Source organism: Paludifilum halophilum, from assembly GCF_002245355.1.
Classification (GTDB): domain Bacteria; phylum Bacillota; class Bacilli; order Thermoactinomycetales; family DSM-45169; genus Paludifilum; species Paludifilum halophilum.
Genome location: NZ_NOWF01000008.1, coordinates 40184 through 59832, shown reverse-complemented (window position 1 = coordinate 59832; position 19649 = coordinate 40184). Strand labels below are relative to the sequence as shown.

20 protein-coding genes are annotated in these 19649 nt (G+C 54.0%); 11 read left to right on the top strand and 9 right to left on the bottom strand.

Going from position 1 to position 19649, the window contains the following annotated elements:
- Window positions 1–272 precede the first annotated feature (272 nt).
- The 3 genes from modB to CHM34_RS13255 all read right to left on the bottom strand — a co-directional run bounded on the left by modB (window position 273) and on the right by CHM34_RS13255 (window position 2626).
- A complete protein-coding gene (modB, locus tag CHM34_RS13265; RefSeq protein ID WP_094265104.1) occupies window positions 273–938 on the bottom strand; it encodes a molybdate ABC transporter permease subunit in 666 nt (221 codons plus the stop codon).
- Between the two features lie 2 nt (window positions 939–940).
- Window positions 941–1732 carry a molybdate ABC transporter substrate-binding protein gene (gene modA, locus CHM34_RS13260; RefSeq protein WP_169713727.1) on the bottom strand — a complete coding sequence of 264 codons (792 nt, stop codon included), beginning with the start codon at window positions 1730–1732 and terminating at the stop codon, window positions 941–943.
- Window positions 1733–1942: 210 nt separating this feature from the next.
- The gene (locus CHM34_RS13255; protein WP_094265102.1) at window positions 1943–2626 is read right to left on the bottom strand and encodes a C40 family peptidase; all 684 of its coding nucleotides are present in this window, start codon (window positions 2624–2626) and stop codon (window positions 1943–1945) included.
- A gap of 163 nt (window positions 2627–2789) precedes the next feature.
- Between CHM34_RS13255 and CHM34_RS13250 the strand changes: the two genes are divergently transcribed.
- The 4 genes from CHM34_RS13250 to CHM34_RS13235 all read left to right on the top strand — a co-directional run bounded on the left by CHM34_RS13250 (window position 2790) and on the right by CHM34_RS13235 (window position 8585).
- Window positions 2790–5522: a sigma 54-interacting transcriptional regulator gene (locus tag CHM34_RS13250; RefSeq protein ID WP_094265101.1), complete on the top strand. Its 2733-nt coding sequence runs from the start codon at window positions 2790–2792 to the stop codon at window positions 5520–5522.
- A 303-nt stretch (window positions 5523–5825) separates the two neighbouring features.
- Window positions 5826–6089, top strand: coding sequence for an HPr family phosphocarrier protein (locus CHM34_RS13245; protein ID WP_094265100.1), 264 nt, complete (start codon window positions 5826–5828; stop codon window positions 6087–6089).
- A 24-nt stretch (window positions 6090–6113) separates the two neighbouring features.
- Window positions 6114–7823 carry a phosphoenolpyruvate--protein phosphotransferase gene (gene ptsP, locus CHM34_RS13240; protein ID WP_094265099.1) on the top strand — a complete coding sequence of 570 codons (1710 nt, stop codon included), beginning with the start codon at window positions 6114–6116 and terminating at the stop codon, window positions 7821–7823.
- 174 nt (window positions 7824–7997) lie between these two features.
- A complete protein-coding gene (locus CHM34_RS13235; protein ID WP_094265098.1) occupies window positions 7998–8585 on the top strand; it encodes a hypothetical protein in 588 nt (195 codons plus the stop codon).
- A 77-nt stretch (window positions 8586–8662) separates the two neighbouring features.
- Here the strand turns inward: CHM34_RS13235 and speD are convergent, their stop codons facing one another.
- Window positions 8663–9064 (bottom strand): adenosylmethionine decarboxylase, encoded by a 402-nt coding sequence (gene speD / locus CHM34_RS13230; RefSeq protein WP_094265097.1) that lies wholly within the window; start codon window positions 9062–9064, stop codon window positions 8663–8665.
- 582 nt (window positions 9065–9646) lie between these two features.
- On the opposite strand from speD, the gene CHM34_RS13225 reads away from it, so the two are divergent.
- On the top strand, window positions 9647–11347 hold the full coding sequence (locus tag CHM34_RS13225; RefSeq protein ID WP_240512022.1) for a bifunctional metallophosphatase/5'-nucleotidase: 1701 nt from the start codon (window positions 9647–9649) through the stop codon (window positions 11345–11347).
- 88 nt (window positions 11348–11435) lie between these two features.
- Here the strand turns inward: CHM34_RS13225 and CHM34_RS13220 are convergent, their stop codons facing one another.
- The 3 genes from CHM34_RS13220 to CHM34_RS13210 all read right to left on the bottom strand — a co-directional run bounded on the left by CHM34_RS13220 (window position 11436) and on the right by CHM34_RS13210 (window position 13242).
- The gene (locus CHM34_RS13220; protein ID WP_141201718.1) at window positions 11436–11783 is read right to left on the bottom strand and encodes a DUF2512 family protein; all 348 of its coding nucleotides are present in this window, start codon (window positions 11781–11783) and stop codon (window positions 11436–11438) included.
- A gap of 129 nt (window positions 11784–11912) precedes the next feature.
- Complete coding sequence (locus CHM34_RS13215; RefSeq protein ID WP_094265095.1) at window positions 11913–12299, bottom strand: hypothetical protein; 387 nt, start codon at window positions 12297–12299, stop codon at window positions 11913–11915.
- Window positions 12289–13242, bottom strand: a complete 954-nt coding sequence (locus CHM34_RS13210; protein ID WP_169713726.1) for a hypothetical protein — start codon at window positions 13240–13242, stop codon at window positions 12289–12291. The genes CHM34_RS13215 and CHM34_RS13210 overlap by 11 nt, the downstream gene beginning before the upstream one ends.
- A 151-nt stretch (window positions 13243–13393) precedes the next feature.
- Between CHM34_RS13210 and CHM34_RS13205 the strand changes: the two genes are divergently transcribed.
- The 5 genes from CHM34_RS13205 (at window position 13394) to CHM34_RS19360 (ending at window position 16009) form a co-directional block, all read left to right on the top strand.
- On the top strand, window positions 13394–13720 hold the full coding sequence (locus CHM34_RS13205; protein WP_141201717.1) for a DUF1811 family protein: 327 nt from the start codon (window positions 13394–13396) through the stop codon (window positions 13718–13720).
- Between the two features lie 69 nt (window positions 13721–13789).
- A complete protein-coding gene (locus tag CHM34_RS13200) occupies window positions 13790–14512 on the top strand; it encodes a 5-formyltetrahydrofolate cyclo-ligase (RefSeq protein ID WP_276207707.1) in 723 nt (240 codons plus the stop codon).
- 84 nt (window positions 14513–14596) lie between these two features.
- Window positions 14597–14935, top strand: a complete 339-nt coding sequence (locus tag CHM34_RS13195; protein WP_094265092.1) for a winged helix-turn-helix transcriptional regulator — start codon at window positions 14597–14599, stop codon at window positions 14933–14935.
- 75 nt (window positions 14936–15010) lie between these two features.
- On the top strand, window positions 15011–15703 hold the full coding sequence (locus tag CHM34_RS13190) for a tetratricopeptide repeat protein (protein ID WP_094265091.1): 693 nt from the start codon (window positions 15011–15013) through the stop codon (window positions 15701–15703).
- Between the two features lie 138 nt (window positions 15704–15841).
- The gene (locus tag CHM34_RS19360; protein WP_169713725.1) at window positions 15842–16009 is read left to right on the top strand and encodes a hypothetical protein; all 168 of its coding nucleotides are present in this window, start codon (window positions 15842–15844) and stop codon (window positions 16007–16009) included.
- Window positions 16010–16167: 158 nt separating this feature from the next.
- Here CHM34_RS19360 and CHM34_RS13185 read toward each other — a convergent pair whose 3' ends face one another.
- The gene (locus CHM34_RS13185; protein ID WP_094265090.1) at window positions 16168–17118 is read right to left on the bottom strand and encodes a 4-hydroxy-3-methylbut-2-enyl diphosphate reductase; all 951 of its coding nucleotides are present in this window, start codon (window positions 17116–17118) and stop codon (window positions 16168–16170) included.
- Window positions 17119–17345: 227 nt separating this feature from the next.
- On the opposite strand from CHM34_RS13185, the gene CHM34_RS13180 reads away from it, so the two are divergent.
- A complete protein-coding gene (locus CHM34_RS13180; RefSeq protein WP_141201716.1) occupies window positions 17346–17693 on the top strand; it encodes a hypothetical protein in 348 nt (115 codons plus the stop codon).
- A gap of 95 nt (window positions 17694–17788) precedes the next feature.
- Here the strand turns inward: CHM34_RS13180 and CHM34_RS13175 are convergent, their stop codons facing one another.
- Window positions 17789–19645 (bottom strand): bifunctional homocysteine S-methyltransferase/methylenetetrahydrofolate reductase, encoded by a 1857-nt coding sequence (locus CHM34_RS13175; RefSeq protein ID WP_094265088.1) that lies wholly within the window; start codon window positions 19643–19645, stop codon window positions 17789–17791.
- Between the last annotated feature and the right edge of the window lie 4 nt (window positions 19646–19649).

Below are 19649 nucleotides of genomic sequence, written 5' to 3'. Positions count from 1 at the left end.
ATTCCTCCTTGGAAAAAAAGAACGCTTTCTCCAAAAAATGCCCACTGAGCAAAGCCGCTTCCATAAACCCTGGTGAAATGAGGTGTCTTCCTGATATCATATAGGAATCGGATGCAACAATCAAGTCGAACACTTGGGAGGCGAGATGATATTGAAACGTTTTTTGGGAGCAAACATCTACTTTATCCTTTTGATTGTTTTGGCGCTCCTGCTTCTGATCATGGGGGGAATCAAGCTACTGTAACCGTTCCTCTGTCAACCGGGAAGATTTTTTATCGAGGGACATGCACCCATCGCACCCCGCCAAGGAGTCCGAAGGAGAGAAGGACAATGGCGGCGGTCCAATAAGCGGCGGCGACCCAGTTCCCGGATTCGACAGCCAGGTAGATGGCCGTCGGCAGAGTTTGGGTTTTACCCGGGACATTGCCCGCCACCATCAGGGTCGCTCCAAATTCCCCGAGACCCCGGGCAAAACCCAGGGTATAACCCGCCAGCAGAGACCGTCCGGTCAAGGGCAGGGTCACATGGAGAAACACCCGCCACTCATCGGCACCCGAAACCCGAGCCGCTTCCTTATATGCGACATCCACCTGTTCAAACCCCGTCTTCACTGTCTGATAAATCAGGGGAAAAGCGACGACCGCCGCGGCGATCACCGCAGCCCACCAAGTGAAGACAACCGGTTGATGAAACAGCCACTCAAAAAGGCGCCCGAACCAGCTCTCCCGACCCAATACCACCAACAAGACAAACCCGACAACCGTCGGCGGCAGGACCAGGGGAAGCATCAACAAGGTCTCCAGGGTCGTCTTTCCCCGAAACCGCCGTTCCGACATCCGCCATGCCACTGCCGCGGCGGCGGTAAAAGCGAACAAGCTGGCAGTAAAGGTGACTTGCAAAGACAGGAGGACCGGTGAAATCCACTGAGAAAAGTCCATAGTTACTCGCTGGCCGCTGCTCCTTTAAATCCGTGCTTCTTAAAAATGGATTGCGCTTTCTTCCCTTTCAACCAACGGTAAAACGATCGGGCTTGTTTCGGATGGTCCGACCCCTCGATAACAGCCGCCGGGTAACGGATCGGTGGGTACGTGTCCGGGGGAACCACATCTGCCACTTTGACGCTTCGGCTGGCGCTGAGATCCGTTCGGTAAACCAACCCGGCATCCGCATTGCCTGCCGCGACATGAGAGAGAACCTGGCGGACATTCCCGCCGTAAACGACCCTGGATCGCAAGTCGTTCCATTGATCCGTCCCGCGCAGAGCCTCCATTGCATACCGGCCGGCCGGAACCGTTTCCGGCAGCCCCAGAGCCAACTTGTCCACCGGAGAATCGGCCAGATTCTCGAACTTCTTTACCGGTTGCCGTCCTTCTTCGGGAATGATCAGGACCAACTCATTGCGGAGAAGATCGGCCCGCTCGGCAGGATTCACCAACCCCTTCCGTTCCAGCTCCTTCACTTCCTTCTCCCCGGCGGAAAGAAATACGTCCGCTGGCGCCCCCTGCTCGATCTGTTGCTTCAATTTCCCCGATGAAGCATAGCTGACCACGATGTCGATCTCCGGTTGAGAGGCCTCATAAACGGTTTCCAATTCCTTGACCGCTTCCGTCAAGCTGGATGCCGCCAGGATATGCAATTCCACTCGTTTTTGGGAAAAAGAAGGGTTGCAACCCGCAGCGATCCCCGTCCATACCAGTAGCACCGCGACAGAGACACTGACCTTCCTCTTCATCCGTGATCCCCCGTCCAAATTCAACATTACCCTATCAATATACACTGAATCCACCATCGATTAGAAGACATTGCGACGATTTACACTGAACCGCCTATGGATTTTATATCATGGGATATAGGACCGAAGGGAGGGTCCACCCCCCCCCATCCACAACAAACCCCCCGCTCCCGTAAACAGGAACAGGGGGTGGTTGCATCAAGAAACAGCTCAGTTAGCCGGGGTCACCCGTTTCGCTTTTACATATCCCCATTCGAGCCAACCGTCACTCAAATCATCATAGCGGACACCGCCGGGACCCCAGGTATGCAGGATCTTCCCGTCGCCGGCATAGATACCCACATGACCGATCTCACCGTTGGAACTTCTCAGTTTGAAGAAAAGAAGATCTCCTTTTTGCAGTTCGCTCTTGGATACGGTGGTACCCACTTTCGCCTGCTGTCTGGAGCTTCTCGGGAGATCGACGCCGTTTTCTTTAAAGACGCGCTGAGTAAACGAAGAACAATCAAACACTTTGGTCGTGTTGGATGAAGCCCCAAATTTATAGGGGGTTCCCATATATTTTTCACCCGTTTGAATCAGTTGATCCCCGAAGCTGCTGTCCGTTTGGTCGGTTGTATCACCGGAGTTCGTGGATTCGGGTTGTTCAGGCGTTTCCGGGGTCTGTGAATCACTTGAATCATTCGACTCTTCAACCTCATCCGGTGATGCCTCGACCCGGTCCAGGGAGATGGGAGATTGTAAGCCGACCCGTTCAAAAATACTTTGTACCTTTCGGTCCGCATCCGCATCGGAAGCCGCATTGGCTTGCCCGGCGATAGGGGCGGCGGTTCCGACCAGAAGCAACGCCGTCGATGCTGCCAAAACCTTTTGGAATAATTTAGAGTTTCTCATTATATCCTCCCTTTTTTGTCTAATCTATTGAAACTCACCGACATGGTAACATAGAACCAAACGGGGATCGGTTGTAAGTTTTATGCAATCGCCCCTCCGACTCAACCAGCATCTTCCCTCTCAGTGTGCAAAGTGTGTATGATAGAGAAAAGGAGGGTCGGACGTGAACCAATTAAACCGGGTTGAATATAGACTTCAGCAGTTTTTCAATCAATACCGCCAGGGATGTTCGGCGAAGGAAATCGGCAAACAGCTCCAACTGGATCGCTCCACCGCCAGCCGCTATCTCAACGAACTGGTAAAAAAAGAACGAGCCCGAAAAGTTCCGGGACGACCAGTTCTTTACTTGCCGGCTAAAACCGGCGATCCCGCGTTGGAACTGGAAGATCGATGGAGGGAGAGATTTCCTTCTCTCGTCGGTGCCCGGGACAGTCTTCGTCCTCATCTGGAAGAGGCGATGGCCGCTTTGCTCTACCCTCCCCGGGGACTGCCCCTTCTGTTATACGGAGAGACGGGTGTGGGAAAAAGCTATCTGGCCCGCTCTCTCTACCAAGCCGCCCGGAAAGAGGGTCGGTTCAAAGACTCCGCCCCCTTTATCGCTTTTAATTGTTCGGAATACGCACAGAACCCCGAGCTGTTGGTCAGTCAACTGTTCGGGGTCAAAAAAGGAGCCTTTACCGGAGCGGATGCCGACCGGACCGGACTGGTGGAACGGGCGGAGGGAGGGGTTCTGTTCCTCGACGAAATCCACCGCCTTCCCCCGGCGGGTCAGGAAATGTTGTTTTACCTGATCGACCGGGGGACCTTTCGACGGCTGGGAGAGACAACCACGGACCGAACCGCCGATGTGCGGCTGATCGGGGCAACGACGGGCTCTCCCGAGGAAGCTCTCCTCCCCACCCTGTACCGGCGTTTTTCTGTCCAGCTTTCTTTGCCTCCTCTGCGACAGCGGACTCGCATCGAACGGGAACGACTGTTGGATACCTTCTTGCAAGCGGAAGCCGAGCAGATGAGAGTCCAACTGTCGATCGCCCCGGAATGTCGCTCCGCTCTTCTAAGTTATGAGTGTCAAGGCAATATCGGCCAACTGAAAAGCGATGTACAAATCGCCTGTGCCCGGGCCTTTCTGCGCCACTTGCGATCCCGGGGCGACCGCGATGATTCGGTGAAGCTGGAGACCGGCGACCTGCCCGATGCGGTTCGGGCGGCCATCCCATCCCCGCCTCCCGCCGTTACACCTGATCCGTCGATTCATCTGCAAGACCGTCTTCCGGGAGAAATGAATCACCTGCCTAATGTCTACGAACAACTGACCCGCCGGGAACGGGAGCTGTCCCTGCAAGGGATGGAACCCGAGAAAGCGGATCAGGAGTTGGAACGGGTAGTGAATCAATACATCCATGCCTTAATGGAAACTTCCCGGATCCAGCCGGGGGATTGTACCGGGGGAAAAAGGCTGTTGGGAGAAGAATGGATGAATACACTGCAAAACGCTCTGGAGAAAGCTCGCCCCTTTTTGCCTGAGCCCATCACTGATCAGCAAACGATTGCCCTGGGACTCCATCTCCAGGCTTTTATGAACCGCCCCCGCGGCCGGCAAAACACACTGCCCGCCCTTCCCCCGGATTCTGATCGTTATTTGGATGCGGCGCACGTGCTGGCGGAAGCTTTGGAAGAGGAGACGAATGTCCGCTTCCCTCGGGAAGAAGTTCAACTGATCGCTCTTCTTCTTTCTTCCCGCTCCCGCCCTTCCGCGGAGGAAAAGCGGGTAGCCGTCTTGGTAGCCGCCCACGGTGATTCTTCCGCCCGTTCCATGGCGGACGTGACAAATACCTTCCTGGGCCGTTCCGCAGTCCATTCCGTGGACATGCCCCTCTACCAGCCACCGGAAGTCGCATACCGAAGGATCGCTCAAAAAGTGAAGGAAATCGACCGAGGAGCGGGGGTGCTGATTCTGGTGGATATGGGCTCCCTTACCACCATGGGCGAAGCAGTCAGGAGGGAAGCGGGTCTGCCGGTGGAAATCATCCCTCAGACTCATCTGCCGATGGTGATCGAAGCGGGACGGAAATCCCTGCTGCCGGAAAACGATCTGTCCACCCTGGCAGAGTCGGTTCGACTGGCTGCCCGGTCGGGATTTCCTCCCGGTTATTCCTTTTCCGGAAAAGGTTTCGACCCGCCGCAAAAACGGATGATCGCCACCGTTTGCCTGACTGGGGAGGGAGCCGCTGTCCTCCTGGAAAACTGGCTGCGGGAACACCTTCGACCGCAGGACTCCGACGTATGGATCCGTTCCCTTCACCTTGAACCGAACACCCGGTCTTCCCTCCTTCTCCAACACCTGGCCTCCGAGCACCGACTAATCGCTGTGGTGGGAACCATTTCCCCCGAATTAGACGGAGTCCCCTTTTTGCCCGCCTGGGAGTTGTTGCAACCGGAAGGGATCGACCGACTGTGGAGCCTCTTGGATGCGACACCCGCCTCTTCGGTGTCTCCAGCTTCCGACAGCGGGAAGGAAACCATTTCACGGGAAGAGATCCCCAGTCTCGTGGAACAGGGATTGTTGGAAACCATCACCCATCTCAATCCCCGATTATTTGTACAAGTCATGGATCGGGAGATGGCCCCTCTGTGCCGGCGCCGCTCTCTGGAACCGGAGCGGGAGCTGGGATTGTGGATGCATGTCGGAGTCATGACGGATCATCTGTTAAAACAACGGTTAAAAGGAGAGAAAGAAGAATCCGACTTTCCTCCGGAGGAAAACCCGAATGAGCTCGGACCGATCCACCCGGCGGCTGTCGATGATTGGTCCCGGGTCCTGCAAGCCCTGACCGAAACCTTCGCCCTTCCTTTTCCCTCAGGCACCGCCGAATTCCTGAGTCGCCTCTCCGGATAACATCCGGGAAAGATCGATCGATTGCACACGAACCGCCTATAACTGTGCAATTGATTACACACTCTTTCCTCATTCCCTTTTTCCGAGGGTTGGCATCCTTTTTGCAATAAACCTTCTTCGCCTTCCGGCTGTCTAATCATGCATGGTTCTGTCGACGGGGGAAAGGATATAAAAGATTTCCTCTTGATTTTGAGCCGATCCGTTCTTATAAAATGTCTTTTCGGGAGACTCCTTTACTGTCCCCCCGTTCCTGTCACCAGCCTCACCGGCTGAAAAAACACCAAAGAATCGAGGGATTGATCCATGACTGAAGAAAAAATCACCATACAGAACAAAAGCGGGTTGCACGCCCGTCCGGCGGCTCTGCTGGTTAAGGAAGCGGGTAATTACACCAGCAACATTCAGCTTGTTAAGGAGGACAAACAAGCGGATGCCAAAAGTTTATTGGGCGTCATGTCCCTCTCTGTCCGAAAAGGAGATGAAATCGCCATCCGTGCCGAAGGGGAAGACGAAGATCAAGCCGCACAACAATTGCGCGACTTGATTGAGTCCGGACTGGGAGAATAAAACCACAGGGAAAGAAGGGGTATCATGGCAACCGAACCGCTGAACGGAGTAGGCGCAGCCCCGGGGTTGGCCATCGGCCGAGCCGTATGGTGGCGAAAAGAGACTCCCCAAGTGGAGACGAAAACCATATCCGACGCCGAGGCGGAAGTCGACCGTTTCGAGGAGACGGTAAACCAAGCCAAGGAGCAGATCACCCGTCTGCGGGAAACGACCCGTGAACGCATCGGTGAGGAAGAAGCCGGCATCTTCGACGCCCACCTTTCCTTTCTGGAGGACCCCGCTTATATTGACGAAATAAAAAACCGCATCCGGGATCAGAAAAAAAATGCGGAATCCGTCTGCCAAAGTGTCACAGAGGAGATGTCCCAAATGCTCTCGTCTCTTCCGGATGAATACATGCAAGCCCGGGCAGATGATATTGGGGACGTGGGTAACCGCCTTCTGCTCCTATTGTCCGGTCGTCAGCCTCTAGATCCGTCCTTGTTGGAAGCCGGCAGTGTTGTTGTGGCGGAGGAACTGGCTCCTTCGGATACGGCTCAGTTCCCTCCCGGGATCGCCGGCATGGTTACCGCTCGAGGAAGCCAAACCGCCCACGCCGCTATCATGGCCCGTACATTGGGTATTCCCGCCGTGCTGGGCTTGGGTTCATCCATCGACAACGTCAGCGACGGAGATACGGTGATTATCGACGGGGATGAAGGGACGATCGTGCTCAATCCGGATGCCGACACAGAAGAAAAAGCCCGCCGGGAGATGGAACGACAACAGCAACTGCGGGAAAAAGCACTGGAAAAGGCGGAGCAGGATGCTGTCACCGCCGACGGAGAACGCATTCAGGTATTTGCCAATATCGGTGGGCTGAAGGATATTGAAACAGCTCTGGCCAACGGTGCCGAGGGAGTCGGTTTGTTCCGGACGGAGTTTCTCTATCTGGAAAATGACCACTGGCCCACGGAGGAGGAGCAGTTTGACGCTTACCGGAAGGCACTGGAAGCTTTCGGCGACAAGCCGGTGGTCATCCGCACCTTGGATATCGGCGGGGATAAGGATCTGCCCTACGCCGAACTGCCGGAAGAGGAAAATCCCTTTCTCGGGCACCGTGCCATCCGATTCTGCCTGTCCAACCCGGAAATATTCAAAACCCAGTTGCGCGCTCTCCTTCGCGCCGGTGTCTACGGGGATTTGTGGATGATGTTTCCGATGGTGGAAAACGTGTCGGAAATTCAAGAGGCCAAAAGCCTTCTCGACGAGTGCCGCCAGGAATTGGATCAGGAAGGGATCCCCACTGCCGACTCCATTAAAGTGGGAATCATGGTCGAAGTACCCGCAGCGGCGATCGGAGCCGATCTCCTGGCCGGTGAAGTCGATTTCATGAGTATCGGCACCAATGATTTGACCCAGTATACCTTGGCCGCCGATCGGGGGAATGAGCAAGTCTCCCACCTCTATGACGCCGCTCACCCCGCTGTACTGCGCTTGGTCCGCCAAACCTGTGAAGCGGCCCGCAAACGGGGGATTATCGCCGGGATGTGCGGTGAATTGGCCGGCGATCCCGAAATGGCCGAAGTCCTGATCGGTCTGGGACTTCATGAACTTTCCATGAGCGCCGGCGCCATTCCGGTCGTCAAGGAACAGGTTCGCCGTACTCAGACGGAGGAGGCCCGGCATCTGGCCGACCGCGTTCTGGAACTGGACAGTCCGCAAAAGGTACGTCAGACCGCCCAAAAGGGGTAAAGACCCAGTCTGAAAAACAATCCCCGCTCAACGGAAGCATTCGTTGAACGGGGAATTTTTGTTTTACAGGTGTATCGACTAAGCCTTCTTACCTATTGACTCCTTGACAGTTTCCGATATTCTGAATAAAAACGACAAAAGTATGATCCCCAAACGAATGTGAGAGGAGTATTTATGGAAGAAAAAAACGACCGGCTCAAACAACTGCGATTCAAGGCCAGAGTGCGAAAGGCCCAGATCGCCGATCTGTGGAAGATGCTCTCAAAGCGGGCGAAAATCATCCTCTGTTCCCTGGCTGGGGTCTTTCTTTTGGCCGTCCTTCTGTTAATCGTCAGTTTCGGGTCGAATTCTGCGGAGGAAACCGCCATTGATTTTTATCAAGCGGTTTACGTGGAAGGGGATTCGGAAGCGGCGAAGGAATTGCTGTACACGGTCAAGGAACTGGATGAGATGAGCAAGACAGAACGCTATGAACTGATGGACTCCCTTAACGCCGAGATTAAAGAGGCGATGAAGCAAAGTCCAAAGGAGAAACGGGATTCGTCGGTTCTAATCGGTGAGGATCCCTCGGAAGGACAAACCGATGCACAGCGAACTTATTATATTCACCGGTCGGCTGACGACCGCGATTTTTACATCCGGGTCAACCATTACGACGGGGATTGGAAAGTGGAAAAATACAAACAGGAAGACAGCGAATACGAGGAACTCATCGAGGAATACGAGGACTTGAAAGAGAACATGAAGGAGATTCACCCTTGATGGCAAAACCCCGTTTTCCGTCTTCACACCTTTGTTTCTCCATAAAAACGCCTCCTGTACGGAGGCGTTAGTACTTCCTAGATCGCTTTTTTTACCGGTTTCACATCAGGTTGGACTACCTCGATCGGACCGTCACCGCGCCGCATGACTTTGGGGAATGCCTGCGTCGGCTCTAACACTTCCATCATATAATGGATCGCGATCATCGGATCCACGTCGTAACCACAAGTATAGCAATCCAGTGCAGCAAACCCCTTCTCCGGATAGGTGTGAATCGACAAGTGACTTTCAGACAAAAGAACCAATACCGTAGCCCCTTGGGGATCAAAAGCTTTGGCTTGAGAAGACAGAACCGTCGCTCCACACTTTTCCGCTGCAGCCTTCATATGCTTCTTCAACATGGAGGCATCGTTGAGCAGATCAAAATCGACACCCCAAGCATCCATGGCTACATGCCGCCCGAAAGTAGTATATTCCATGACTTTCGGCCCCCTTCCTAGGAAATATTTGGTGCTCCCAATATTCCGCTAGGATCTGCTCATTCACCATGGGGGAAGGTTAGTCCATAGAGGTCCCAACCCTTTCAGTGAATCTTGGATCCTTCTAGCGTAATTTCGCAAAATATAACGTATCACACTTTGTTTTGGCTTTCAATCATTATTTTATAGACGCAAACGCCCATTTTTTACATACTCATGGTATGGTCATAAGCTGGATATTTCACAGGCCTCGAGGAAGGCGGCCACTCCCATTCATTATAGGTCGGGAATGACCCGTTCGGAACCCATGCGGGCCATCGTCATAACACGGTCCCCATCCTTGATCAGGTCTCTGCTAATGAGTACTTGCTACTAAATCCAAAGAACAAAGTAGCGAAAATCCGTAAGAATGTCAATGTGAATTCCTTTTTCCGAAGAGAGGACGGTTTCCGGGGCCAAAACTCTCCTTTTATCCATCTTATTCTTTTTTCGAGTGATCCTTACGATCCCATTTTGCTTTCTTTGCAGGACCGACAAAGGTACAATAAAATGTGTCAATCATCTGAAATAAGGGGGACAAACATGCTTCATTTCCGAAAGCGACAGATGCTGGTGATTGCCTCTCTGATCTGTTTGACGCTCGTACTTTTCCTCAACCCTGCCGCCCAGGCAAAACAGAGGCCCGGCAAGGAAGCCCGACTAACCATCATGTCCACCAGCGACCTACACGGACACATCATGCCATTGGACTACACCGACAACTCACCGGCGGATCACGGCCTGGCCAAAATCGCCACCCTGATCAAGCAGGTCCGAGAGCGTCATCCTCAAGCCCTTCTGCTCGACAGCGGGGACACGATCCAGGGTTCACCCATGTCTTACTACCACGCCCGGATCGACAACGAACCCGTCGACCCGATGATGCGAACGATGAACGACCTCGGCTATGATGCGATGGCCATCGGCAACCACGAATACAATTACGGACGCCGCGTATTCGAAAAAGCGGAGGGTGAAGCCGATTTTCCCTGGTTGTCCGCCAATACTCTGAAAAAGAATAGCGAAAAGGTTTACACCAAACCTTATCGGATTTTTAAGCGGCCCGGAGGACTGCGCATCGGCGTACTCGGTCTGACAACCCAATTCGTTCCCCAGTGGGAGAATCCGGATCACATCGACCACCTGCATTTTATCGATGTGGTGGAAGCGGCGAAAAAATGGGTACCGATCATGAAAAAGAAAGAGAAGGCCGACGTCATTTTCGTCTCCTACCACGGCGGCTTGGAGCACAGCAAAGGACCCGACGGGGAGATCATCCCTCTTCCGGAGACGACCGGAGAAAACCAAGTCTACCAGTTGGCTACTCAAGTCGATGGAATTGACGCCATTCTCGCGGGACATATGCATACTCCGGTCGAAGACGTGCGGGTCAACGGTATCCTGATCACCGAACCCAACAAATGGGGAACCCACCTGTCCGTGGTGAACATGAACTTGGTTAAAGAAAAAGGCCGATGGACCGTCAAAGATAAACAAGCCAAACTCCTGGAATCCTCGGACGTCAAAGCCGATCCGGAGGTTATAGAACGAATCCGATCCTATGAAGAAGATACCCAAGCTTTCCTGGACCGCCCGGTAGGCGAGATTGAAGGCGATATGACCGTGAGGGATCCGATGGACACCCGCACCCGCGACACCGCATTAATCGAATTTATCAACCGAGTGCAGATGCATTACACTGAAGCGGATATCTCCGCCACCTCTCTCTTTAACAATCAGGTTCCCGGACTCCCTTCCAATGTGACCACCCGGGACATCCTCAGCACCTATGTTTATCCCAATACACTGAAGGTGATCCGGGTGACGGGACAAGATGTCAAGGATGCTCTGGAACGTTCGGCAACATATTTTAAGCAAAACAGCGGGAATGACCCGATCGAGGTCAACCCGGATTTCATCTCCCCCAAGCCCCAGCACTACAACTATGACATGTGGGAAGGCATCCAATACACGATCGATGTATCCAAACCCGAAGGGGAGCGGATTGTTGAACTGAAAGACAAGAAGGGCCAGCCCCTCGATATGGATGCGGAATATAAAGTCGCCCTGAACAACTACCGGGCCGGCGGCGGAGGGGGTTATGCGATGTTTGAAGACAAACCCGTGGTGGAAGATGTCAATATCGAGATTACGGAGCTGATCACCAATTATATCCGTGAACAAGGAACCATCCCAGCCGAAACCGATGATAACTGGAGGATTATCGGCGCTCAACTGGACTGAGCGAGCGGGCTCAATGATTTACCTGAAGGAACTGGGGCACCCCGTCAATATGTTCGATTTTTACGATTCTCCTAAAACGGGTGAGGGTTCATGATCCATCGGATTTTGCATGCAAGAGATCTTTGTGCATCCGATACTCCACTGCACCCAAAATCCCGCCGATAAAAAGAGCCCCCCACCACTGAACCTCGGAACCGGGAAAAAAGAACTGAGTCACCCACAAGACCCCGGCGATAAAGGACCCGCCGCAAATGGAAGACACCGGGTTCCCCCACCGGGGAAGCACCCATTGATCGGCGAAATGACCGACGGTGGCCAAAAAGAGGACGATAAAGGACGGGGCTAGAATCGTCGAGTAGCGGAAATCGTCTTCCATGACTCCGTGAGTACTGTGGAGGACCGAAGTATAAATGACAACCTTGAGAAACCAGTTCATAACGGATTCCTCCCCTGCTCCTTTATTATATCCGTAAGCACAAAAAAGCACCGGATGTATCTCCGGTGCTTTGTCAATCTCCAAAAGCGGGGCTGGATCCTCTCCGAGCGGACCCCTAGTAAGGTGTTTTTACCAGCCGGCCTTCGGATGTCTCTTGAGGGAGATCTCTTCCAGGAGGAGCATAGGCGTATCCTCCTTCATTTCATGCAAGGGCTCGGGGGTGACCAGAATGGAAAAGGCCTTGTACGCCCGTTCATCCCGCAGCAACAGGCCTCCATGATCCCTGGCAAAAGCGACGGCTCTTTCCGTCCCGTCCTCCAGCCGAAAACTGAAGATATAGGCATCCCCCTGACGGTCGTACATCCAGACATACCGATATCCTTTGGCGGAACGGTCGGCGATATCTCTCCAATCCGGGATGGACAGGATCAACACATTCTCCTGGGAAAGCTCCGCCCAACCGCCATCCTCCGGAATGGAGGCTTCCCTCACTCGGGGTATGTATCTATCCGTCATAAAACTCCCCTTTCTTCCCATCAAACTCCTTTTCCTCATCCTCCACCAATCGGTGCAACAACGGAACGATTCCGGTCAAATCCCGCTCCTCTTCATTCACCGGGACAACCTCCGGGGAGACCTTACCGATCACCAAGACAGGGACGGGGTTCATCGTATGGCTTTTGATCCGGAAATCCTCGCTGTTCCCGTGGTCACTCACCAGGACGATCACGTCCCGCTTCCTCTTATTCCGTACCAGAGCTCCCAAGAACCGATCATAGTGGTGAGTCACCCAACGGATCCATTCCTCGTTTTTCCGATGTCCCGCCCAATCGCTCAAAAAATACTCATGAACCACTAAACGGTGACCTGATGTGAGTCCGAGCAGATGATCCGCCGCTTCCTCCGGTGGAATCTCCTTGACTTCCGGGCGCATCCGGGACAAACTCCAGCGGGTCAAATCATGATAAACCGCCTGTCCCGCCAACAGATCATCCAGCATACGCAACTCCTTCCCCGCACTCTGAATCGCGGCGGTGGAAACGGAGATCCAGCCTCTGCGAGTCGTGGGCAGATCGAAATATTCCCGGGTGTAACTGTTGGCAAAAGTCGCTTGCCATCCCCGTTTTTGAAATTGGAGATAGATGTTGTCTTTCTGCACCCAGTTTCTCAACCGGCGAAAGGGAAGACCGCTCTGATGTTTTCCCATCGCCAGAGGAGCATTCCGGCCGGTAAAAATGACGGCCTGTCCCGTCGCACTCTGGGGAAGGCCCTCGACACCGAGAGAAGCATCCGCTTCCAGTAAAACCGCTTCTTCGGAATGCCTTCCCACCGCTCGTCGAACCAGGGAGGATCCTCCGAGAATCCCTTCCATATGCGGGGTTGGACACGCGTACCAAGGATTGTGGGACGCTTCTTCCCCCAGTCCCACCCCGTCGATAAAAAGCAGGATGACGGACACGCGCCTTCCCCCTTTCCGGCGATTTCCGTTCTCTATCATTGTATCACAAGTCGTAAACTTCTAAGGCGGTTCCTTCCCGGTTCCAGGCACCGATTTGTTATAATACGGATATCCGCAACAGGCCGAGAACGAAAGGAAAGGAGTGTTGGATGTGATCCGGTACAGCCAGATGGCCCGGGAGGAACTGTTGGAAGAGATCGAACGGTTACGCCGGGAAGAAGAACGGGCCCGCCGTCAATCGATGACCGGGGAACTGGACGTTCTGCGCCAACAGATCCGCTTCGCCCGTTCATATCTGACCGATTCCGCCACGATCCAACCCGGCGGAGTCTATGATGTGGAAGGTGAAACAACCCGGTTTCGCGTCGATTATCTAAACGGGGTGATGGCCTGGGGAACCTTCGAAGGAAGCCGGGAAAAAGCGGCCGTCCCCATCGGAATCATGACTCCCGTTGAAGGTACGAATTCCGATGAATAATCGACACCTGCCGGAAACAGACTGAAATCCCGGGTCAATCGACCAACCGCTGCCGGGGAGGAAACAGTATTGGCTGAGCTGAAATCCAATCTGCGTCAAAAAGTATGGAGCCGGATGGAAAAAGAAAAAGTCGGCAGGTTCCCCTTTCCCTTGAAAGGCCGCATCCCCAATTTCCGAGGAGCAGAGGAGGCGGCCCGCCGGGTGACGGAGTTGGAAATTTACCGACAGGCGCAAACCGTTAAGGTCAATCCCGACTCTCCCCAGCTCCCCCTGAGAACTCGGGTGCTGAAGGACGGTAAAACCCTTCTCGTCCCCACCCCCCGGTTGAAAGCCGGTTTCATCCAAGTGCGGAGGGAGTCGGTTCCCGACGGAGAGGAGCGGCGGGCCACCAGCCTTTCCCATATTCGGAAGTATGGGAAGGAAATTTCCTTGGATCAGCTCCCTTCCATCGATCTGATCGTGATCGGTGCTGTCGTACTCAACCGGGACGGTCGTCGCCTGGGCAAGGGAGAGGGGTACGCAGATCGAGAATACGCTATTCTGCGGGAGTTAGGGAACGAGGCAGTTCCCGTCGTTTCCACGATCCATTCCACTCAACTGTTGGAGGAGGAAATCCCCATCCAGTCCTTTGACTTGACCGTCGACTGGATAGCCACGGAAAAGGAGATATTCCCGACCCGTTCTCCCCACCCCAAACCCCGGGGCATCGACTGGAACCGGGTAACACGGAAAGAGCGAGAAGAAATGCCTGTCCTGAAAGAAATCGAAAGGATGATTCGCTTCAACAAATAAGCCCCTATTCGGGAAATGGGGGCTTATCTGTTGAAGAACCGTGGTTTGATTTTTATGGTAAGATAGGGATAGGAGATGGTCAAAATGGCTGAAAACCAGAAGCTGTGCCCGATGTTTGAATTCGCCTTCGAACTGCTCGGCAAACGGTGGACGGGATTGATCATCCGCGTTTTACTGGACGGTCCGAAGCGGTTTAAAGAGATTTCGGCGATGATTCCCGGTATGAGCGATAAAATGCTGACGGAACGATTCAAAGAACTGGAAGCCGCGGGAATTCTGACTCGTAACATCTATCCGGAGACTCCTGTGCGGATTGAATATGAATTGACGGATAAGGGAAGAGCTTTAAAACCCGCGATGGACAAAGTCCAGGATTGGGCGGAAACATGGTTGACCCCCCCTGATCAAAACAATGGAGAATAAGAGAACCGCCCGATTCCGTCATCCGAGACGGTCGGACTCCGGCCCCCGGCAGATTCTGTTGATGGAGGTGTCGCCTTGGGGAAATTTCTTTTATTCGGGATTCTGTGGCTCCTGACGGGAAATCCCTTTATTTCCCTGCTAATCATCCTGGTCGTCATCTACTTGTTGGACCGTCGTTTCATCGGAATTTTCCCCAGCGTTACTCGTCCCTTCCAAGTGAACAGCCGGATCCGAAGGTTGAAGCAATCCCTTCGCCTCAACCCTCACAACACTTCCAACAAACGGGAGTTGTCCCGTCTGCTGATGGAAAAGAAGCGTTTTCGGGAAGCGGTTCCTTATCTGGAGGAAGCCCTCACTGCAATTCCCGACTCGGCGGAAATCCGTGCGGAACTGGGACGGTGCCACTTAAAACTGGGTGAAAAGAACCGGGGCGAAGAGCTGATCCTGGAAGCGCTGGAGATCGATCCCCGCGTTCAATACGGTGAACCTTATCTGAGACTGGGAGAGGCCCTGAGCGACTCCGACCGGAGCAAAGCCCTTTCCTATCTCGAACAGTTCAAAGGAATCAACTCTTCCTCCTGTGAAGCGTATTACCGACTGGGGAGGCTGTACAGCCAGCTGGATCGACGGGAGGAAAGCCGAAAATCTTACCAGGAAGCCATCGATATCTATCGCAGTCTTCCCAAATATAAAAAGCGTTCCGAACGACGCTGGGCCCTTCGTTCCAGTTTTCGGATGGGCTTGCTCCCCTCAGCGTCCCGCAAATAATCCGGCTCCTTTCTATTCCTTTGAGACGACGCCTGCGGCGGTTGGCGTCGTTTTCTCTGTTTTTCTTCTATTTTGGTTTCAAAAGATGGTTATTTAAGGATATTTTAGACAATAATACGCAGTAGGAGGTGTCGCTGGATGTACTATGTCATCCTTGACTCAGAAAAATATCCGCCTTCCATCCTTCACGAAGATCAATATTTTACGTGGTACAATCCGCTGAAGAAGGACCATCGGGTGGAATTCCGAGGATCGATGAACCAATGTTATTCCTACGTTTCCCGACGGGAACGAAAGTCTCATTAAAGGTTCGGAAAATTCCCGAGAGTCCTCCCGCATCCCGGATGAAACAAAAACCCCCGGACCCATGGAACCGGGGGCTTGTTGTACCTGTCGGAATCCGGGAACTCCCGGATCAACCGCACACCGATGCTTCCAGCCTCGGTCTTTTCCGCAGGGTTTGTTTATTTCGCTTTTTTCTTCCGGACAGGAGGCAAAAGCTTATTCATATTGGCGGATCGAACCGGAATCCAAGTCTCAGGATCGTTCTCGTCGTACTGCTCCAGATACTTGATCACTTCCCGGGTAATCAAAGTCGGCGTAGAAGCCCCAGCAGTCACTCCGACCACTCGTTTACCCTGCAACCATTCCCGCTTGATTTCCGTCACGTCACTGACACGGTAGGCTTCCACCCCGGCGATATCCCGGGATACCTGGGCCAACCGTCGGGAGTTGTTACTGCGGGGGTCTCCGACGACAATGACCAATTCCGTTTTTTTGGCCTGCTCCGCTACCGCTTCCTGCCGCTCCTGGGTGGCTAGGCAAATTTCGTTGACAATATCCGCTTGAGGATATTTCTCTTGAATCTTTTTCATGAGATGCTTGGTGTCCCATTGGCTCATCGTCGTCTGATTCGTGATCAGAACTTTATCACCGGGGATATCCAACGCCTCCACATCCCCCTCGTTTTCCACGAGATGAACGTGATCCGGGGCGACACCGATGGCACCTTCGGGCTCCGGATGGCCCTTCTTGCCCACATAAGCGATTTGGTAGCCTTCCGCTACCTTGTCGCGGATCAGATCGTGGGTTCGGGTCACATCGGGACAGGTAGCATCCACAATTGTCAACCCCTTATCCCTGGCACGCCTTCTCACCTCCGGCGACACCCCGTGGGCCGTGAAAATCACCGTGCCCTTTTCCACCTGTTCCAGGAGTTCCAGACGGTTGGGGCCGTCCAGGGTGATGATCCCCTCTTCTTCAAAAGCGTCCACAACATGGCGATTATGAACGATCATTCCCAAAATGTAAATCGGCCGGGGCAGATCCAGGTTCTGTGCCGCCTGACGGGCCAGAACCATGGCATCCACCACTCCGTAACAGTAACCTCTGGGGGTGACTCGGATCACTTGCATGATATAACCTCCCAGGACCGTCGATCCGGTCCGCTCAAAGCACGTTAACTTTTATTATACCGCAAGTGAAGGCTTTAACCAAGTCGGAAAGGGAAAGCGAGAAGCCCTCACAGGCTGATTCGTGTGTGCAGGAAAATATAGGCGAACCAATCCGGTACGAGTGCCGGGCCCTTTTCATAAAATACAATGTACTTGAGAAGGAACCCGATGGGAGGAGTGAAAAAATCATGGGTGAAGAAAAGAGACCTCGCTACCCCATGCCGAAAAAACCGAAAGCTCCGAGGGAGCCCTATCCGCAACCCATGCCGGAATATCCGAGACCCATGCCGAAGTATCCGAAACACATGCCCTATTGCCCGCCGATGCACATGCCTCAGATGCCGATGTCTCCAATGATGCCGATGGGCCCTTGCGGTAATCCCATGCATATGGATCCGGGAATGATGCGTGAGATGTATCGTCAAATGAAAAAATGCCACCGCATGGAAGAAATGATGATGGAACGCTTTATGAGACCATACGGGAGCGACACCGCGTTCCCGAGCGATGAAAGCTCCAGCAGTAATTACCGCTGAACTCGCAGGTCCCCGAATCATTCGGCTCCGGACAACACAATCCAACCAAGGGGTTTCGCCGCACCTCCCGATCCCGGGAGGTTTTTTTACCGATCTTAATGAATGGCCGCTTGGAGGTGCTTTTCCTTTTGACGGAGATACCGGACCAGCTCTGCTGTCATCTCCCAGTAGGAAAAGGGCGTGATCAAATAAATGCCGTTAAAGTGCCGAACCGCCTCATCCAGCAGTTCCTTGGCCAGGGAGACCCCGACTTCCCGGGCTTTCGGCCCCTTTAAACCTTCCATTCTCTTCATTACCGATCCGGGGATCTTGACTCCGGGTAGCTCATTGTGCAGAAAAAGGGCGTTCCGGTGGCCGGTCAAAGGCATAATACCGAGGAAGACAGGAATACCGACCGGCTGGACGGCCTCGGCGATGCGACGGATTGCTTCAGGATCGTAAACGGGTTGGGTCATAATAAAATCCGCTCCCGCCTCCACCTTTTTCTCCAGCCGGCGGACCGCTGAATCCAATCGGGAAACATTGGGGTTAAAGGCGGCTCCCACCACGAACCGAGCCTTCTGTTTCATCGGCCGCCCGGAAAAGGAAATCCCTTCGTTCAACTGTTTCACCATGCGGATCAAATCGAAGGAATTCACATCATAGATGGAGCTGGACCCGGGTAAATCTCCGATCCGGGTCGGGTCCCCGGTGACAACCAGAATCTGATCGATCCCCAAAGCGTGAAGCCCCATTAAGTGGGACTGTTGCCCGATCAGATTGCGGTCGCGGCAGGTGATGTGAATCAAAGGTTCCGCTTGTGTCCGGTTTTTCAGGATAGAACCGAGTGCCATATTGCTCATGCGGGTGGTGGCCATGGAATTATCCGCCAAGGTGACGGCATCGGCCCCCGCCCGGTTCAGTTGTTCCGCTCCATGCAAATAGTCGCTGATTTCCAATTCTTTCGGTGAGTCAAACTCGACGATCACCGTTTGGGAGCGCTTCACTTTCTCCACGACCGTGGGCCGGGTCCTCACTTCCACTCGGGGCCGCCCTTTTTCCGAATCAGCCAAGGGTTGTTCCGGGTTATTCCGGGGGAAGGGGGACAACCCCTCCAACTGTCGCGCTACCGCCCGGATATGCTCCGGAGTCGTCCCGCAACACCCCCCGATGAGGCGAACCCCCTGCTCCCGCAGAGAGAGAGCCCTTTCGCCGAAATATTCCGGAGTTGATTTATACCGGAATTCGCCATTATTCATCCCTAATCGTCCGGCGTTGGGGAAAACGGACAGGATCACACCCTCGGGAACAACGGTTTTTTCCAATGCCCGCTGCAACTCCAGAGGACCGAGGCGGCAGTTGAGACCGACACCGTCCGCCCCCTTCTCCTTCAGAGCTTGAAACGCTTCAGTCAGCGTATACCCGTCCCGGGTACGGCCCACTTCAATCATGGACACGTGAGCGAAGATCGGAACCCGGGTCAACGGTCGGATCGTCTCCAGGGCGAGGAGGACCTCCTCCAGGTCCTGAAAGGTCTCCAGCACCATACCGTCCACTTCGGCATACAGTTGGGCCGTCGCCTGCTCCTCATACATCCCCCGGTACTCCGTCTTGGAATAGTTGGGAACCCGGCCGGCATTGATGGAACCGATCGCCCCCGTTACATAGGCCTTATTCCCGACAGCCCGCCGGGCGAGGGCGACGGATTCCCGGTTGATCCGGGTTACTTTCCCCTCCAGGCCGTACCGAGAAAGGCGTTCCCGGTTGGCCCCAAAGGTGTTGGTTTCGATCAGACGCGCTCCAGCCCGGTAATATTGGCGATGAATATCTTCGATCCACTCCGGCCGGGACAGGGAGAGCTCTTCCGCCGATACCCCCACCGGGATCCCCTGCTGGTACAGATAGGTGGACATCGCTCCGTCCCCGATCAAAAGGGACTCTGCCAACGTTTCCTTCAAACCCGTTTTTACCATCCCG